This is a genomic window from Bradyrhizobium sp. USDA 372 (genome assembly GCF_053629095.1).
In genome coordinates this window covers 4,236,964-4,253,906 of sequence record NZ_JBRJHR010000001.1, presented here as the reverse complement: position 1 = coordinate 4,253,906, position 16,943 = coordinate 4,236,964, and the positions used below count along the sequence as shown (strand labels likewise).

Annotated in this window: 14 protein-coding genes; 6 read left to right on the top strand and 8 right to left on the bottom strand. The window is 65.3% G+C overall.

Annotation, left to right across the window (positions count from 1 at the left end):
* Positions 1-3: 3 nt before the first annotated feature.
* The 5 genes from sucC to AB7M16_RS20100 form a co-directional block, all read right to left on the bottom strand.
* Positions 4-1,200 carry an ADP-forming succinate--CoA ligase subunit beta gene (gene sucC / locus AB7M16_RS20120; RefSeq protein ID WP_172788840.1) on the bottom strand — a complete coding sequence of 399 codons (1,197 nt, stop codon included), beginning with the start codon at positions 1,198-1,200 and terminating at the stop codon, positions 4-6.
* Between the two features lie 203 nt (positions 1,201-1,403).
* Complete coding sequence (gene mdh / locus AB7M16_RS20115) at positions 1,404-2,372, bottom strand: malate dehydrogenase (protein WP_027572983.1); 969 nt, start codon at positions 2,370-2,372, stop codon at positions 1,404-1,406.
* A gap of 249 nt (positions 2,373-2,621) precedes the next feature.
* Complete coding sequence (zapE, locus tag AB7M16_RS20110) at positions 2,622-3,809, bottom strand: cell division protein ZapE (RefSeq protein ID WP_453944992.1); 1,188 nt, start codon at positions 3,807-3,809, stop codon at positions 2,622-2,624.
* Between the two features lie 197 nt (positions 3,810-4,006).
* Positions 4,007-4,543, bottom strand: a complete 537-nt coding sequence (thpR, locus tag AB7M16_RS20105; protein ID WP_172788842.1) for an RNA 2',3'-cyclic phosphodiesterase — start codon at positions 4,541-4,543, stop codon at positions 4,007-4,009.
* Between the two features lie 176 nt (positions 4,544-4,719).
* On the bottom strand, positions 4,720-5,355 hold the full coding sequence (locus tag AB7M16_RS20100) for an arylesterase (protein WP_453947231.1): 636 nt from the start codon (positions 5,353-5,355) through the stop codon (positions 4,720-4,722).
* A gap of 55 nt (positions 5,356-5,410) precedes the next feature.
* Here AB7M16_RS20100 and AB7M16_RS20095 point away from each other — a divergent pair, with 55 nt between their 5' ends.
* The 4 genes from AB7M16_RS20095 to AB7M16_RS20080 all read left to right on the top strand — a co-directional run bounded on the left by AB7M16_RS20095 (position 5,411) and on the right by AB7M16_RS20080 (position 10,522).
* Positions 5,411-6,133 carry an ATP-binding cassette domain-containing protein gene (locus AB7M16_RS20095; RefSeq protein WP_439401935.1) on the top strand — a complete coding sequence of 241 codons (723 nt, stop codon included), beginning with the start codon at positions 5,411-5,413 and terminating at the stop codon, positions 6,131-6,133.
* A complete protein-coding gene (locus AB7M16_RS20090; protein WP_453944991.1) occupies positions 6,130-8,700 on the top strand; it encodes an ABC transporter permease in 2,571 nt (856 codons plus the stop codon). Before AB7M16_RS20095 ends, AB7M16_RS20090 begins: the two co-directional genes overlap by 4 nt.
* A gap of 276 nt (positions 8,701-8,976) precedes the next feature.
* On the top strand, positions 8,977-9,768 hold the full coding sequence (locus AB7M16_RS20085; RefSeq protein WP_172788845.1) for a Bax inhibitor-1/YccA family protein: 792 nt from the start codon (positions 8,977-8,979) through the stop codon (positions 9,766-9,768).
* A 223-nt stretch (positions 9,769-9,991) separates the two neighbouring features.
* Positions 9,992-10,522 (top strand): N-acetyltransferase family protein, encoded by a 531-nt coding sequence (locus AB7M16_RS20080; protein WP_453944990.1) that lies wholly within the window; start codon positions 9,992-9,994, stop codon positions 10,520-10,522.
* A gap of 116 nt (positions 10,523-10,638) precedes the next feature.
* Here the strand turns inward: AB7M16_RS20080 and AB7M16_RS20075 are convergent, their stop codons facing one another.
* From AB7M16_RS20075 to acnA, 3 genes are all read right to left on the bottom strand, one after another.
* A complete protein-coding gene (locus tag AB7M16_RS20075; protein ID WP_172788847.1) occupies positions 10,639-11,010 on the bottom strand; it encodes a DUF2794 domain-containing protein in 372 nt (123 codons plus the stop codon).
* Between the two features lie 556 nt (positions 11,011-11,566).
* Positions 11,567-12,343, bottom strand: coding sequence for a DUF1223 domain-containing protein (locus tag AB7M16_RS20070; protein WP_172788848.1), 777 nt, complete (start codon positions 12,341-12,343; stop codon positions 11,567-11,569).
* 230 nt (positions 12,344-12,573) lie between these two features.
* The gene (gene acnA / locus AB7M16_RS20065) at positions 12,574-15,294 is read right to left on the bottom strand and encodes an aconitate hydratase AcnA (protein WP_172788849.1); all 2,721 of its coding nucleotides are present in this window, start codon (positions 15,292-15,294) and stop codon (positions 12,574-12,576) included.
* Between the two features lie 241 nt (positions 15,295-15,535).
* Between acnA and ccmA the strand changes: the two genes are divergently transcribed.
* Positions 15,536-16,138: a heme ABC exporter ATP-binding protein CcmA gene (gene ccmA / locus AB7M16_RS20060; RefSeq protein WP_453947230.1), complete on the top strand. Its 603-nt coding sequence runs from the start codon at positions 15,536-15,538 to the stop codon at positions 16,136-16,138.
* A gap of 79 nt (positions 16,139-16,217) precedes the next feature.
* On the top strand, positions 16,218-16,886 hold the full coding sequence (gene ccmB / locus AB7M16_RS20055) for a heme exporter protein CcmB (RefSeq protein ID WP_063198473.1): 669 nt from the start codon (positions 16,218-16,220) through the stop codon (positions 16,884-16,886).
* The last annotated feature ends 57 nt before the right edge of the window (positions 16,887-16,943 follow it).

The following is a 16,943-nucleotide window of genomic DNA, read 5'->3' as shown; positions in this document are numbered from 1 at the left end:
GCGTTAGCCTCCCTTGACGGCCTTCACGATCTTCTGCGCGGCGTCGTCGAGATTGTCGGCGGGCACCACGTTCAGTCCGGATTCACGGATGATCTTCTTGCCGAGTTCGACATTGGTGCCTTCGAGGCGGACCACGAGCGGCACGCTGAGGCCGACCTCACGAACCGCAGCGGTGACGCCCTCGGCGATCACGTCGCACTTCATGATGCCGCCGAAGATGTTGACCAGGATGCCCTTCACGTTGGGATCGGCAGTGATGATCTTGAACGCGGCCGCGACCTTCTCCTTGCTGGCGCTGCCGCCGACGTCGAGGAAGTTCGCCGGCGCCATGCCGTAGAGCTTGATGATGTCCATCGTCGCCATGGCAAGGCCCGCGCCGTTGACCATGCAGCCGATGTTGCCGTCGAGCGTGACGTAGTTGAGGTCGTACTTGGACGCTTCGATTTCCTTGGCGTCTTCCTCGGTCTCGTCGCGCAGCGCGAGCACCTCGGGATGACGGAACAGCGCGTTGTCGTCGAACGAAACCTTGGCGTCGAGCACGCGGAGCTGGCCCTGCTTGGTCACGACCAGCGGGTTGATCTCCAGCATCGACATGTCCTTGGCGACGAAGGCGGCGTAGAGCTGCGCGGTGAGCTTCTCGGCCTGCTTGGCGAGATCGCCCGAGAGGTTCAGCGCCTTGGCAACCGTGCGGCCGTGGTGGCCCATGATGCCGGTGGCGGGATCGACCGAGAAGGTGACGATCTTCTCAGGCGTGTTGTGCGCGACGTCCTCGATGTTGACGCCGCCCTCGGTCGAGACGACGAAGGAGACGCGCGAGGTCTCGCGGTCGACCAGGATCGAGAGGTAGAATTCCTTGTCGATGTCCGAGCCGTCCTCGATGTAGAGGCGGTTGACCTGCTTGCCGGCGGGGCCGGTCTGCACGGTCACCAGGGTTGCGCCCAGCATCTGCTTGGCGAACTCGGAGACTTCAGCGGCCGACTTGGCGATGCGGACGCCGCCCTTGTCGCCGGCGCTAGCCTCCTTGAACTTGCCCTTGCCGCGGCCGCCGGCATGGATCTGGCTCTTCACCACCCAGACCGGGCCGGGCAGCGCCTTGGCCGCGGCTTCGGCGTCGCTCGCTTTAAGGACCGGGACGCCCTTGGAGATCGGCACGCCGAACTCGTTCAGCAGCGCTTTGGCCTGATATTCATGGATATTCATATGGTCGCTCCCTGAACCCGCGGGCGGTGACCTCATGGGCCCACCTCAGTCTTGTGGCTGGCATACCATATACCACAGGAACTGCAACCCGGATTCTTTGACTTCGAGATCTCTAGACTAGGGAACCCGCCCCGGCAGTGGGTCCCGGAAGTGAAACCGCCGAAGACCGGGTTTCGATCTTCGGCGGGGATGTCGTTTGCGCCTTAGCGGCCGAGAAGATCGGGTGCGATCTTCTTGCAGGCATCGACCAAGCCCTGCACGGCGCCGACCGACTTGTCGAAGGCTTCGCGGTCCTTGCCGGCGAGCTCGATCTCCACCACGCGCTCGACGCCCTTGGAGCCGATCACGACGGGCACGCCGACATACATGTCCTTCACGCTGTACTCGCCGTTGAGATAGGCGGCGCAGGGCAGCACGCGCTTCTTGTCCTTCAGATAGCTCTCAGCCATCGCGATCGCGGAGGCCGCCGGGGCGTAGAAGGCCGAGCCGGTCTTCAGCAAATTGACGATCTCGGCGCCGCCGTTGCGGGTGCGATCGACGATTTCGTCGAGGCGCGCCTGCGAGGTCCAGCCCATCTTGACGAGGTCGGGCAGCGGGATGCCGGCGACGGTGGAGTACTTCACCAGCGGCACCATGGTGTCGCCGTGGCCGCCGAGCACGAAGGCGGTGACGTCCTCGACCGAGACGTTGAACTCGTCGGCAAGGAAGTAGCGGAAGCGCGCCGAATCCAGCACGCCGGCCATGCCGACGACCTTCTTGTGCGGCAGGCCGGAAGCCTTCTGCAGTGCCCAGACCATGGCATCGAGCGGGTTGGTGATGCAGATGACGAAGGCATCGGGGGCGTACTTCTTGATGCCGGCACCGACCTGCTCCATGACCTTGAGGTTGATGGAGAGGAGGTCGTCGCGGCTCATGCCGGGCTTGCGCGGCACGCCGGCGGTGACGATGCAGACCTTGGCGTTGTCGAGCGCCTCATAGGAGTTCGCGCCGGTGTAGTGGGCGTCGAAGCCGTCGACCGGCGAGGACTGCGCGATGTCGAGCGCCTTGCCCTGCGGCACGCCTTCGGCGATGTCGAACATCACGACGTCGCCCAGTTCTTTCAGGCCGATGAGGTGAGCCAGCGTTCCGCCGATCTGACCGGAGCCAATCAAAGCAATCTTGTCGCGCGCCATGTGAACCTGTCCTTTAGACACGTAAGGAGGGGAAAACTGAGACGGGTGGTTATCCCTTTCGCCTCCCCCGTTCAAGTCGCCCAATGCCCAATTGTCGGGCTTGCCGCGATTCCGGCCAACACACCGAAGCCGTCATTCCGGGGCGCGACGAAGTCGCGAGCCCGGAATCCATCGGTGGGGCGGAGCGCGCTGAGAAATGGATTCCGGGCTCGCGCTCCGCGCGCCCCGGAATGACGGCGGGAATAGGACTTAAGTCTCCACCAGGCCCTTGGTCGAGCCGCTGGCGGTGGAATCCTTGCGGCCGTGAGGCAGCGCCAGATAGGATTCCGAGCTCATTTCGATCAGGCGCGAGGCGGTCCGCTTGAACTCCATGGCCTCAACGCCGTCGGTCGCGAGGTAAAGCGAGATCGGGTTGGCGTCGGCCGAGGCCATCAGCTTCACGGCGTTGTCATAGAGCGTGTCGATCAGGGTGATGAAGCGCTTGGCCGCGTTGCGCTGGGAGAAGTCCATCACTGGAATATGGTCGACCAGGATGGTGTGATAGTCGTGCGCCAGCCTGAGGTAGTCGGATGCGCCGAGCGGCTGCTCGCAGAGGTCGGCGAACGAGAACCGCGCCACGCCATGGGCCGAGCACGGCACGTGCAGGATGCGCCCCTTGATCGAAATGTCGCGCGGCTTGCATTTGGCATTGCCGGTCATCTTCACCCAGGCGCGGTTGAGCGCGGCGTCGGCATCGCCATCGGCCGGCGTCAGCCACATCCGCACGCCCTGAAGTTTTTCGAGCCGGAAGTCGGTGCGCGCATCGAGCCGCGCGACGTCCATGTGGTCGGTGATCTGCTTGATGAAGGGCAGGAACAGCGAGCGGTTGAGGCCACCCTTGTAGAGATCGTCGGGCGCGACGTTGGAGGTCGCGACCACGACGGTGCCGAGCTCGAACAGTTTCGCGAACAGGCGGCCCAGGATCATCGCGTCCGCGATGTCGGTGACGTGGAATTCGTCGAAGCAGAGCAGCCAGCTCTCCTCGAAGATCGCATTGGCGGTCAGCGCGATGACGTCGCCATCGGCGATCTCGCCGCGCGCGATGCTCTGGCGGTAGTCGTAGATGCGCTCGTGCACGTCCGCCATGAACTCGTGGAAATGCGCGCGGCGCTTGTGCTCGACCGATGAGTGCTGGAAGAACAGGTCCATCAGCATGGTCTTGCCGCGGCCGACCTCGCCATGGATGTAGAGCCCGCGCGGCGCCTCGTCCTTGTCACCAGAGCTGAATAGGCGGCTGAGCAGGCCTTGCTTGCGAGCGGGCTTGTAGGTCGAAAGCCGCAGGTCCAGCGCCGCATAGGCCTCGGCGACCTCGGCCTGCGCGGCATCGGGCTCGATCGCGCCGGACGCGATCTCGGCCTGGTAGGCCTCGCGGAATGAGGAGTTTTCGGTGGAGAGCATGGCCCTTTACGGCCAGAGACGGACGGAAATTGCAAGCCGTGAATTGGTGGACGGGCTATGCGGTTTCGTGTCCCGGACGCGCTGCAGCGTGCAACGCTGCTGCGCAGAGCCGGGACCCACTGTCTCGTTCATCACCACATTTACGTTCATCGCGGAGCACTGGGCCCCGGCTCTGCGGCCGGGGCACGAGAGCGGTGCTACTCACACAGCTCATAGGCGTCCTCGACGACATACGGGCCACCGCCGGTGGAGGCGCGCGAGGAGAACAGCACGAAGCGTTCCGCCATGAACGCCTTGCTCGGGAAGTAGCCGCGGATCGAGAGATAGTCGGCGACGTCGCGGTCGGAAGCGTCGTGTAGCCGCGCGAGCGTGACGTGCGGGATGAACTTGCGTCCCTCGGGGTCGAGGCCGATCCGCTGCATCATGCGCTCGAGCTCGGCCTGCAATTCCATCAGCGGCTTGCTCGGCGCGATGGTGGCGACCACTGCGCGCGGCTTGCGGCCGCCGAAGCTGGTGAGCCCCTGCACCTTCACCTCGAACGGCTTGCGGTCGACGCGAAACAGCATCGATGCGATCTCGTTGGCGGAAGCGCCGTCGATGTCGCCGATGAAGCGCAGGGTGACGTGATAATTTTCGGGATCGATCCAGCGGGCGCCGGGGAGGCCGCCCCTCAAGTTGGAAAGCGACTGGCCGATCTCGGCCGGAATTTCCAGACCCGTGAACAAACGCGGCATCGTTTCGCACTCCCGATGCTTGGGTACAGTCCTCGAAGCGCGAGAACCATATCCAAATTAGAGCCGGCGACGAATCACCGGTACCCTGATTCCTATCGCAGTTGTGTGACTCTGCGAAGCATTGCGCGCCTCACCCCAGTAAAACCCTGGGAATTAGGGTTAGCGTTGCCTGGTTTTCAACGCCGTTGCTCAGCGATCGTGCCAATGAATGCCTCCACCGTGGGCATGATCCTGCCGACGATGATGTCGACGCCCTCAGCGGTCGGATGAATGCCGTCGGCCTGGTTGAGCTTGGCGTCGGCCGCGATGCCCTCGAGGAAGAACGGATAGAGCGGCACGTCGAATGTCTTCGCCAGATCCGGATAAATCGAATTGAAGCGTGCGGCGTATTCGGCGCCGTAATTCGGCGGCGCCAGCATGCCGCAGAGCATGACTGAAATCTTTCGCGCCTTGAGCCGCTGGACGATGTCGGTCAGCGCCGCGCGCGCCACGTCGGGATCGATGCCGCGCAGCGCGTCATTGGCGCCGAGCTCGACGATGACGCCGTCAGTTCCATCGGGCACCGACCAGTCGAGCCGGTCGCGGCCGCCCGAGGTGGTGTCCCCGGACACCCCGGCATTGGTCATGTCGACCTCTATGCCTTTGGCCTGTAAGGCTTTTTGAAGCTTTTGAGGGAACGCCTCCTGGGCCGGAAGGCCGAAGCCGGCGCTCAGGGAATCGCCGAGAACGACAAGCTTGACCGGTTTTGTCGCGCCTGCCCAAGCCGGGTTCGCCATCGTCATCAAGGCGAGCATCAACACGGCTATGTGCATGAACAATCCGTAACGCCTCTCGACCCCGCGTGCGGAGTTGCCATATGACCGGACCATGGACACTCGCATCGACCTCTCTTCGCTCGCCGCTACTGCCGCGGACACCATCGCCATCTCCAACGTCAATCTGTCATTGGGCACGGGCGCGGCACGCGTTCACATCCTCAAGGATATCAGCCTGCGCGTCGCCTCGGGCGAGACGATCGGCCTGATCGGCCCGTCAGGCTCGGGCAAATCCACGCTGCTGATGGTGATGGCGGGGCTGGAGCGTCCTGACAGCGGAGAGGTGGTGGTGAATGGCACGCCTTTCAATGCCCTCGACGAGGACGCGCTGGCGCGCTTCCGCGGCCGCCAGGTCGGCATCGTCTTCCAGTCCTTCCACCTGATCCCGACCATGACGGCGCTGGAGAACGTCGCGGTGCCGCTGGAGCTCGCCGGCAATCCCGACGCCGCCAAGCGCGCGGCAGAGGAGCTGCAATCGGTCGGGCTCGGCGACCGCCTGCATCATTATCCGACGCAGCTCTCCGGCGGCGAGCAGCAGCGCGTCGCGCTCGCCCGCGCGCTGGCACCCGATCCCGCGATCCTCGTCGCGGACGAGCCGACCGGCAATCTCGACGAAGCGACCGGAAAGCAGATCGTCGACCTGCTGTTCACCAAGCATGCCGAGCGCGGCATGACCTTGGTGCTGGTGACGCACGATTCCTCGCTCGCACGCCGCTGCGACCGCGTCATCCGCCTGCGCTCCGGGCGCATCGACACGCAGTCTGCGCCGGCATGAGCGCTTTGGCCGAACCGTTCGCGAAGCCGAAGGCCGTCGCGCTGTCGCTGCGCTACGCCTTGCGCGAATTGCGCGGTGGCCTGCGCGGCTTCTACGTCTTCATCGCCTGCATCGCGCTCGGCGTGATGGCGATTGCCGGCGTCGGCTCGGTGTCCGCCAGCCTGAGCGATGGTCTCGCGCGCGAGGGCCGCACGCTGCTCGGCGGCGACGTCTCGTTCGTGCTGTTCCAGCGCGAGGCCAAGCCGGAAGAGGTCGCGTTCCTGCGCTCGCGCGGCACGCTGTCGACCGCTGCGACCTTGCGCGGCATGGCGCGTTCGGCTGACGGCAAGCTGGCGCTGGTGGAGATGAAGGCGGTCGATAGCACCTATCCGATGCTGGGACAGCTGACGCTGGCGCCGCCCCTGCCGATGGCCGATCTGCTCGCCGAGCGTGACGGTGCGTTCGGCGCCGCCGCCGATCCGACGCTGCTGGCGCGGCTTTCGCTCAAGACCGGCGACCGCGTCACCATCGGCGCGGCGACCTTCCAGATCCGCTCGACGGTCGAGGCCGAGCCCGACAAGCTCGCGGGCGGCATCGGCTTCGGGCCGCGCTTTTTGATCAGCGAGGCGGCCTTGCGCGCCACCGGCCTGATCCAGCCCGGCAGCCTGGTGCGCTGGGTCTACCGGGTCAAGCTGCCGGAGGCTGCGAACAACGAGCGCGCCACCGAAGCCTTCATCGCGGATGCGCGCAGCGCCGCGCCGCAAGCCGGCTGGGAGATCCGCAGCCGGTCCAATGCCTCGCCGCAGCTCGAACGCAATATCAGCCGCTTCACGCAGTTCCTGACCCTGGTCGGCCTTGCCGCGCTGCTGGTCGGCGGCGTCGGGGTCGCCAATGCCGTCAAGAGCCACATCGACCGCAAGCTCGAGGTGATCGCCGCCTTCAAGGCCGTCGGCGCCACCGGCCGGGACGTGTTCGGCATCTACCTGGCGCAAGTGGTCCTGCTGGCGGCGATCGGATCCGTGATCGGCCTTGCGCTCGGCGCCGCGATGCCCTTTGCCATCGTTGGCCTGTTCGGCAAGCTGCTGCCGCTGCCGGTGGTGCCGGCCGTGCATGCCGACGAGCTCGCGCTGTCCTTCGTCTACGGCCTCCTCACTGCGCTTGCCTTCGGCCTGTGGCCGCTCGGGCGCGTGCACGACGTGCCGGTGGCCGCGCTGTTCCGCGACACCATCAGCTCCGAATGGCACCGGCCGCGCGCGGGCTATCTCGTGTTCATGGGGGTCGTGATCGCACTGCTCGTCGCGGTCGTGATCGGCCTGTCGTTCGACAAGCGCATCGCCGCGGTGTTCGTGGCCTCCTCGGTCGTCGTGTTCGCCTTGCTGCGCGGCATCGCCGCCCTGCTGATGGCGATCGCACGCCGGCTGCCGCGGACGCGGCTGCCGATGCTGCGGCTTGCGATCGCCAACATCCACCGGCCGGGCGCGCTGACGCCTTCAGTCGTGCTGTCGCTGGGACTCGGGCTCGCCGTGCTCGTCACCATCACCCAGATCGACGGCAATCTGCGCCGGCAGTTCCTGGCCGCACTCCCCGACCAGGCACCGTCGTTCTTCTTCATCGACATTCCGAGCGCGCAGGCCGAGCAGTTCGACGCCTATCTGCACCGGATCGCCCCCGGCGCCCGAATCGAGGACGTGCCGATGCTGCGCGGGCGCATCGTCGCCGCGCGCGGGGTGCGCGCCGAGGAGCTCAAGCCCACAACCGATTCCGAATGGGTGCTGCAGAGCGACCGCGGGCTGACCTACACCGCCGAGCTGCCCAAGGGCTCCAAGGTGGTCGAGGGCGAGTGGTGGCGCGCCGATTATTCCGGCCCGCCGCTGGTCTCGATGGAGAAGAAGATCGCCGACGGGCTCGGCCTCAAGCTCGGCGACGAGGTGGTGGTCAACGTGCTCGGCCGCGACATCCCGGCGAAGATCAGCAATTTGCGCACGATCGACTGGCAGGGGCTCGGCATCAATTTCGTCCTGGTGTTCTCGCCCAACGCCTTCAAGGGCGCGCCGCACACCCACATCGCGACGCTGACGGAAGCGGGCGGAAATGCGGCGGGCGACGGCAAGATCATCAAGGAGATCGCCGACGCCTATCCGATGGTGACGAGCGTGCGCGTGCGCGAGGTGATGGAGACGGTCGGCTCGGTCGTGACCAATCTGGCCCTGGCGATCCGCGGCGCCAGCGCCGTGACCCTGATCTCGGCGATCCTGGTGCTGGGCGGGGCGCTCGCCGCCGGCCACCGCCACCGGGTCTATGATGCGGTGATCCTGAAGACCCTGGGCGCGACGCGGCTGCGGCTGCTCGGCGCCTATGCTCTCGAATACCTCCTGATCGGCCTTGCCACCGCGGTATTCGGGGTGATCGCCGGCAGCATCGCGGCGTGGATGATCGTCACGCGGCTGATGACGCTGAGCTTCGTCTGGCAGGCCGGCAGCGCCGCCGGCGTGGTCGCGGCCGCGCTGGTCGTCACCGTCGGGCTCGGCCTTGCCGGCACGCTGCTGGCATTGAACAAAAAGCCCGCGACGGTGTTGCGAAATTTGTGACAAATTGAAGCGGCGGATCGAGCCGGAATCGCCCCGGTTTCCGCGATTAACCACGCTGCTCGTCAGCTCCACGTCAGGATTACCGCCAAGGGCGACATTCGGCCGCGCGTGGAAGGTTGCAGCGAATGTGTTAGTTTCCCACATATCGAATGGGTTCGGGGCCCCGATTGTGAGCCAAAATTTAGTCGGCTGGCAGCGGTCTCCGAGATTGAATTTGACGAACCGGCGGCATGGCGACCCTCATGCCGGACCGGACCAACCAACGGGAATTCGACCATGTCGGACCTAGACCGTAACTACGCTTCTCCTTTCGGCAGGGCCGCCGGGCGTGTCGACGCCGCGACGGTCGATGCCGGCCTGCGCGCCTATATGCTGCGCATCTACAACTACATGAGCATTGGCCTGGCCATCACCGGCCTTGCCGCGCTCGGCGTCTACATGGCCGCCGTGACCGACGTCCCGACGGCGGACGCCGTCCGCGTCGGCAAGCTGTTCCTGACGCCGTTCGGCTACGCCATGTTCGTCAGCCCCCTGAAGTGGCTGTTCATGCTCGCGCCGCTCGCGATGGTGTTCGTGATCTCGGCGGGCATCAACCGCCTGGCCCCCTCGACCGCCCAGATCCTGTTCTGGGTGTTCTCGGCGCTGATGGGCATCTCGCTGTCGTCGATCTTCCTGGTGTTCACCCACACCTCGATCGTGCGGGTGTTCTTCATCACCGCGGCCACCTTCGGTGCGCTGAGCCTCTACGGCTACACCACCAAGCGTGACCTGACCGGGATGGGCTCGTTCCTGTTCATGGGCCTGATCGGCATCATCATCGCCAGCCTGGTGAACCTGTTCCTGGCCAGCTCGATGCTGCAGTTCATCGTCTCGGTGGTCGGCGTGCTGGTGTTCTCGGGCCTCACCGCGTGGGACACCCAGCGGCTGAAGAACGACTACATCTACGGCTATGCCTCGGCCGGCGGTGACATCGCAGAGCGTGCGGCCATCACCGGCGCACTGTCGCTGTACCTGAACTTCATCAACCTGTTCACGCTGCTGCTGCAGCTCCTCGGCCAGCGCGAGTAGGCGACAGGACCGAGCGAACGACACGAACCCCGGCCGAGAGGCCGGGGTTTTTGTTTGGGGGGTCGCGGGGGCGGCCACAAACACCGTCATTGCGAGCGCAGCGAAGCAATCCAGAGTCCCTCCGCGGATGCATTTCTGGATTGCTTCGCTGCGCTCGCAATGACGCTGCGGAGGCGGCGTAGCCCCCTTCCAGCAGTCGGATGAAGGCTCTATCCTTCCCGCCATGTCCGCACCCGATATCAGGCCCACCACCGAGGCCGACCTTCCCGCCATCACCGCCATCTACCAGCAGGCCGTCCGCGAGGGCACGGCGACGTTCGAGCTGGAGCCGCCTGACCTTACGGAGATGACGCGCCGCTATCGCGCGCTGATCGACGGCGGCTATCCCTACTTCGTCGCCATGCTGGACGGGAGCGTGGCCGGCTATGCCTATGCCGGCGCTTACCGGCCGCGGCCTGCCTACCGCTTCACGGTGGAGAACTCGATCTATCTGGATCCGTCCTTCCACCGCCGCGGCGTCGGCTCGCTGTTGCTGGAACGGCTGATCGCCGAATGCGAGACGCGCGGCTTCCGCCAGATGATCGCGGTGATCGGCGATTCCGCCAATGCCGGATCGATCGGCGTGCACACAAGGTGCGGCTTCAAGATGATCGGCACGCATCCCAGCGTCGGGCTGAAATTCGGGCGCTGGCTGGACACGGTGATGATGCAGCGCGACCTCGGCGAGGGCGCGCGCACGGTGCCGGGGAAGTAAGCTCGGTTTCGTAAGGGTGGGCAAAGCGCAAGCGTGCCCACCGTTCGCGGCGATTGAGATAGGACGTGGGCACGGCGCGGTGCGCCTTTGCCCACCCTACGGCAGCGTTCGTGCCGCTACACCACCGCCAATTTCCGATCGATCACCAGCAGCACGCGCTCGAGCTCGTGGCCGCGGCGCAGGATCAGGCCGGTCGCCGAGATCACGCTGTACATGCCTTGCTTGCGCGCGAGGCGCGGGTCCTTCTCGATGCGGTAGATCGGCACTTCCGAGGCACGGCGATAGACCGAGAACACGGCGCGGTCCTTCAGGAAGTCGATGGCATAGTCGCGCCACTCGCCGTCGGCGACCATGCGACCGTAGAGATTGAGAATCCGGTGCAGCTCGAGCCGGTTGAAGGTCACCCGGTTCGGCGGCGCATGCGCCGCGGCGGGACGCGCCGCCGCGCGCTGCTCGCTCGGCTCGGCATCCTCCGACGTCAGACTCATGGGAAGCGCCTCCTCATCGCACGGCTATGACCCGGGTCCGCGAAGACCGTCCCCGGAACCGCGTTCATGACACTTGCATGATTGCGCCAACCGTTCCGCGCCGCAAGGGGCTCAACCGGTCGAATCGACAGTGCGTCGGGGCACACGCAAGGGTGGAACTCCGTCGCGGCAAACCGTCACGGGATCGTTAGCAGGAATCATAGTATCGCCGCTTTTCCGCCAACCGCCCGCCGCCCTGCATTGCGAAAAGACTGGTGTGCGTTGACCCGGTCCTTTCGGTTCCGGATTCCTCAGCCCCCAGCCCCCCGGGGTCGAACAGGATCGGGTCTGTACGCACGACAAGGAGGGCCAACGCAAGTTGGTCCTTTTTTGTTTGTGTCGGGATGTTTCCGGTGACTGTCATTCCGGGGCGCGCCTCTTGGCGCGAACCCGGAAATCCATTGCTCAGCTTGCACAATGGATCGATGGATTCTCAGGTGCGCAATTGCGCAGCATAGTTCGCGCTTCGCGCGCCCCGGAATGGCGAAGCATCAGTTGCTGAGACGTTCTGCTTGCTTCAATGCAGCGACGTGTACGCCGCACCCAACATCGGGCCCGGTCGCTCGCGGCTGCCGTCCTGGACGTAGACCACTGCGCCGTCGACGCCGTCGCGCGTGAGATTTTCGATCGGCACCGTCCAGCTCTCTGGACGGCCGGTCCAGTCGCCGACCTTGAGCAGGTTGCGCACCACGTTGTGATAGGTGACCTGCTGTCCGCGGTTCTCGCCGCGGGTGATCGCGATCGGCACCGACTTGGCGATCGAGCAGATCCAGACCTCGCCATGCGAGACCGTGGGCTCCTTGCTCGCGGCCACCGACACGTTGATCTGCTTGCCCGAGAGCGACATCGTCACCGGCACGCTCATCACGCCGTTGCCCTTGTCGGTCTTGCCGATCGCGTTCTCGATGCCGGCGCGATCGCTGCCGATGACATGCGTGGAGCCGTTGACCACGACCTGTGGCGTGTAGACCTCGCGGTCGCCGCGCATGCGCGAATAGGCGCGCTGCCGTGCAGAGAAACGCGAATCCGCCAGCGTGTCCTTCCAGCCGAGATAGTCCCAATAATCGATCGGCATGCTCAGCGCGATGACCGAGGGATCCTTGGAGAGATCGCCGATGATCTGGTCGGCGGGCGGGCAGGAGGAGCAGCCCTGCGAGGTGAACAATTCGACGACGGCGCGGGGATCAGCCTCGGCAGGACGAATGACGGCGATGATCGCACATATGCCGAGAGCTCCCGACCAGAGGGCACCGGACCAACGTGGAATCAGATGGGAAGCCGTCATTGTCGTCATGTCGAACGCCGCACACCGTTGCTCTCAGGGGAAATCTTATCGCCGGATGGTCACCGTAGTCTTACGGGGCGCGGTACATTCATCCATCCGGGCCACCGTCCAAGGGGAGGTATTCCGCCGGGCGGGCCCATCTGAAGCGTACCGCAAACGCGCGAAGGCGGCCTTTGATAGGCCGCCTTCGTTAAGGCTTCTACTCACTTCGCAGTGAGCCATCGTTCACAAATCCGCGCTTACGCCGCGAGCTTGCGCAGCACGTAGTGCAGGATGCCGCCGTTGCGGTAGTAGTCGAGCTCGTCCAGCGTATCGATGCGGCAGAGCAGCGAAACGCGCTGCAGCGAACCGTCGCCGGAGACGATCTCCGCGGTCAGCTTCTGGCGCGGCTTGAGGTCGCCGACGAGGCCGCGCAGCGTGACCTTCTCGTCGCCCTTGAGGCCCAGCGACGACCAGGAGGTGCCTTCCTCGAAGGTCAGCGGCAGCACGCCCATGCCGACCAGGTTGGAGCGGTGGATGCGCTCGAAGCTCTGGCAGATCACGGCGCGCACGCCGAGCAGGCGCGTGCCCTTGGCGGCCCAGTCGCGCGAGGAGCCGTTGCCGTATTCGGCGCCGGCGAACACCACCAGCGGCACCTTCTCTTCCTGGTACTTCATCGCGGCGTCGTAGATCGACATCTGCTCGCCGTCGGGCCAGTGCTTCGTCAGGCCGCCCTCGGGGATGTTGCCATCGGCGCCCTTCAGCATGAAGTTCTTGATGCGGATATTGGCGAAGGTGCCGCGCATCATCACTTCATGGTTGCCGCGGCGCGTGCCGTACTGGTTGAAGTCGGCCGGACGCACCTGGTGCTCGCTGAGATATTTCCCGGCGGGCGAGGTGAGCTTGATCGAGCCGGCCGGCGAGATGTGGTCGGTCGTGATCTTGTCGCCGAACATGGCGAGGATACGCGCCTCGACGATGTCGGTGACCGGCTCCGGCTCCTTCTTCATGCCATCGAAGTAAGGCGGGTTCTGCACATAGGTCGAGGACATGTTCCAGCGATAGGTCTCGCTCTCGACCGTCTTGATCTTGCGCCAGTTGGTGTCGCCCTTGAACACGTCGGCGTACTTCTTCTTGAAGATCGACGCGGTCACGAACTTCTTCATGAAGGCGTTGATCTCCTTGGTCGTCGGCCAGATGTCCTTCAGGTACACCGGCTTGCCGTCCTTGCCCTCGCCGAGCGGCTCGGTGGCGAGATTCTTGGTGACGCTGCCGGCGAGCGCATAGGCGACCACCAGCGGCGGCGAGGCCAGGTAGTTCGCCTGCACGTCCGGCGAGACGCGGCCTTCGAAGTTGCGATTGCCGGAGAGCACGGCGGCCGCGACGACGCCGTTGTCGTTGATCGACTTCGAGATCTCCTCGGGCAGCGGACCGGAATTGCCGATGCAGGTGGTGCAGCCGAAGCCGACCAGGTTGAAGCCGACCTTGTCGAGATCGGGCTGCAGACCGGAATTGGCGAGATATTCCGCGACGACCTGGCTGCCCGGGGCGAGCGAGGTCTTCACCCACGGCTTGGCCTTGAGGCCCTTCGCGGCCGCATTGCGCGCGAGCAGGCCGGCGCCGATGAGGACGCTCGGGTTCGACGTGTTGGTGCAGGAGGTGATCGCGGCGATCACGACGTCGCCATGGCCGATATCGAAGTTCTTGCCTTCGACCGGGAAGCGCTTGGCCGGCTCCTCGGCCTTCTTGTACTCGCTGGCGAGCGCGAGCGAGAAGCCGTCCGCGACGGTGGGCAGCGCGATGCGGCCTTCCGGACGCTTCGGACCGGCCATCGACGGCACGACGTCGCCGAGATCCAGGGTCAGCGTCTCCGTGAACACGGGGTCGGGCGACTTGGCGGTGCGGAACAGGCCCTGCGCCTTGGCATAGGCCTGCACCAGCGCAACGCGGGCCGAGGCACGGCCGGAGGTCTTGAGGTAATCGAGCGCGGCGGCATCGACCGGGAAGAAGCCGCAGGTCGCGCCGTATTCGGGCGCCATGTTGGCGATCGTCGCCTTGTCGGCGACCGAGAGGTGGTCGAGACCGGGACCGAAGAACTCGACGAACTTGCCGACCACGCCAAGCTTGCGCAGCATCTGCGTCACCGTGAGCACGAGGTCGGTCGCGGTGACGCCTTCCTTCAGCGCGCCCTTCAGCTTGAAGCCGACGACATTGGGCAGCAGCATCGACAGCGGCTGGCCGAGCATGCAGGCTTCCGCCTCGATGCCGCCGACGCCCCAGCCGAGCACAGCGAGACCGTTGACCATGGTGGTGTGCGAATCCGTGCCGACCAGCGAATCGGGATAGGCGACCTCGAAGGTGCCGGTCTTCTTGCCGACCGTCATCTTCTCCTTCTTGGTCCAGACCGTCTGGGCCAGATATTCGAGGTTGACCTGGTGGCAGATGCCGGTGCCGGGCGGCACGACGGAGAAGTTCGAGAACGCCTTCTGGCCCCACTTCAGGAACTCGTAGCGCTCCTGGTTCTGCTTGTATTCCTCGGTGACGTTCTTGCCGAAGGCCTTGTTGTCGCCGAAGAAGTTCACGATCACGGAGTGGTCGATGACGAGATCGACCGGCACCAGCGGATTGATCTTCTCGGCATCGCCGCCGAGCTTCTGCATCGCGTTGCGCATCGCAGCGAGGTCGACCACCGCGGGCACGCCAGTGAAGTCCTGCATCAAGACGCGCGCCGGGCGGAAGGCGATCTCATGCTCCAGCGACTTCTTGCGCAGCCATTTCGACACCGCGACGATGTCTTCCTTCTTGACCGAGCGGCCGTCCTCGTTGCGCAGCAAATTCTCGAGCAGGACCTTCATCGAATAGGGAAGTTTGGAAATTCCCTTCAGACCATTCTTCTCGGCGGTAGGCAGGCTGTAATAGACATAGGTCTTGGCGCCGACCTTGAGGGTCTTTTTGCATTTGAAGCTGTCGAGCGAGGTCATGTAGGAGATCCCAATTGTTAGTTATACCCGGCAGGGTATTTTAACACCGTCAGCGTATCAGGCTGGGCCGCTTGCAGGGGCAGGTTGAGTTGCTGCATCAAGTAGTTCCGGGCTTATAGAAGCTTTCTAACCGCGCCGCCACAGCCACTATCGTGCTGCAGCAATCCGCGAGCCAAAAATTCCCATGCGCTACCCCAAGATTTCCTGAGGCCCGGCTGTGAGCGGATTGAACCAGGGCGACATGCAGCTGTCCGGTCACGGGCTGAGATGCGTGCGCGGCGGACGCGAGGTGTTCGCCGGGCTCGATTTCGCGGCCGTCTCGGGCGAGGCCGTCGCGGTCGTCGGCCGCAATGGATCGGGCAAGACCTCGCTGCTGCGGCTGATCGCGGGCCTGCTCGTTCCCGCCGGCGGGACGATCGCGCTGGACGGGGGCGATGGCGAGCTGACCCTGGCGGAGCAGTGCCACTATCTCGGCCATCGCGATGCCCTGAAGCCGGCGCTGAGCGTTGCCGAAAACCTGACGTTTTGGGCTGATTTTCTTGGAGGAGAGCGCTTCGATGCGGCTGACAGCCTCGCCAAGGTCGGCCTCGACCACGCCACCCATTTGCCCGCCGGATTCCTGTCCGCCGGACAGCGCCGCCGGCTCTCGCTGGCCCGGCTGCTGACCGTCCGCCGCCCAGTCTGGCTCTTGGACGAGCCGACCAATGCGCTGGATGTGGCCGGTCAGGACATGTTTTCCGGATTGATGCGGGAGCACCTGGCTGGCGGCGGCATGATCGTCGCGGCGACGCATGCCCCGCTCGGGGTCGAATCGCGAGAGCTGCGGATCGGGGGGACGGCATGATTCCGATGCACCCTCAGCTTTCCGAGCGGCTGGGCGCCGTGCTCTCCCTACCCTCCCCCCCTGTGGGGTCCGAGGCCCCATGACCGCCCTCTCCGCCCTGATCCGCCGGGACATCCGGATCGCGCTCCGCGTCGGCGGCGGAGCCTTGATTGGCGTCTTGTTCTTCCTGACCGTGGTGGTGCTGATGCCGTTCGCGGTCGGGCCGGATCTGGCGCTGCTGTCGCGGCTGGGCCCGGCCATTCTCTGGCTCGGCGCGCTGCTGGCGAGCCTGCTGACCCTGGACCGGCTGTTCATGGCCGACCACGAGGACGGCTCGCTGGACCTGATCACGATGAGCCGGACGCCGTTGGAACTCGCCTGCGCCGCCAAGGCGCTAGCGCATTGGCTCGCCGCCGGCCTGCCGCTGATTGTCGCAACCCCTGTGCTCGGCCTGTTGCTCAACCTCGACATGGTCGCCACGGCGGCGGTGGCGCTGACGCTGCTGGCGGGCACCCCGGCGCTGACCTTCACCGGCATGATCGGCGCAGCGCTCGCGGTGACGCTGCATCGCGGCGGGCTGTTGATGGCCGTCCTGGTGCTGCCGCTGTCGATTCCCGTGCTGATTTTCGGCGTTGCGGCCTCTCAGGCGGTGATCGTCGGTCCCATGACCTTCGGCGCGCCGTTCTCGATCCTGTGCGCGCTGTCGCTGGTCAGCCTCGTGATCGGCCCGTTCGCGGCGGCGGCGAGCCTGCGCCATGGTCTCGATTGAGATGGACTCGGACGACCTTGACCCCGATCAACTTTCGCGACGGACTTTCGTGCTGAT

Bases quoted from the DNA above. Each gene is read 5' to 3' on its own strand.
- zapE (WP_453944992.1), bottom strand. From the start codon at position 3,809: ATGCTCTCCACCGAAAACTCCTCATTCCGCGAGGCCTACCAGGCCGAG.
- AB7M16_RS20095 (WP_439401935.1), top strand. From the start codon at position 5,411: ATGGACACTCGCATCGACCTCTCTTCGCTCGCCGCTACTGCCGCGGAC.
- sucC (WP_172788840.1), bottom strand. From the start codon at position 1,200: ATGAATATCCATGAATATCAGGCCAAAGCGCTGCTGAACGAGTTCGGC.
- AB7M16_RS20100 (WP_453947231.1), bottom strand. From the start codon at position 5,355: ATGCACATAGCCGTGTTGATGCTCGCCTTGATGACGATGGCGAACCCG.
- ccmA (WP_453947230.1), top strand. From the start codon at position 15,536: ATGCAGCTGTCCGGTCACGGGCTGAGATGCGTGCGCGGCGGACGCGAG.
- AB7M16_RS20080 (WP_453944990.1), top strand. From the start codon at position 9,992: ATGTCCGCACCCGATATCAGGCCCACCACCGAGGCCGACCTTCCCGCC.
- AB7M16_RS20085 (WP_172788845.1), top strand. From the start codon at position 8,977: ATGTCGGACCTAGACCGTAACTACGCTTCTCCTTTCGGCAGGGCCGCC.
- mdh (WP_027572983.1), bottom strand. From the start codon at position 2,372: ATGGCGCGCGACAAGATTGCTTTGATTGGCTCCGGTCAGATCGGCGGA.
- acnA (WP_172788849.1), bottom strand. From the start codon at position 15,294: ATGACCTCGCTCGACAGCTTCAAATGCAAAAAGACCCTCAAGGTCGGC.
- AB7M16_RS20070 (WP_172788848.1), bottom strand. From the start codon at position 12,343: ATGACGACAATGACGGCTTCCCATCTGATTCCACGTTGGTCCGGTGCC.
- thpR (WP_172788842.1), bottom strand. From the start codon at position 4,543: ATGCCGCGTTTGTTCACGGGTCTGGAAATTCCGGCCGAGATCGGCCAG.
- ccmB (WP_063198473.1), top strand. From the start codon at position 16,218: ATGACCGCCCTCTCCGCCCTGATCCGCCGGGACATCCGGATCGCGCTC.
- AB7M16_RS20075 (WP_172788847.1), bottom strand. From the start codon at position 11,010: ATGAGTCTGACGTCGGAGGATGCCGAGCCGAGCGAGCAGCGCGCGGCG.
- AB7M16_RS20090 (WP_453944991.1), top strand. From the start codon at position 6,130: ATGAGCGCTTTGGCCGAACCGTTCGCGAAGCCGAAGGCCGTCGCGCTG.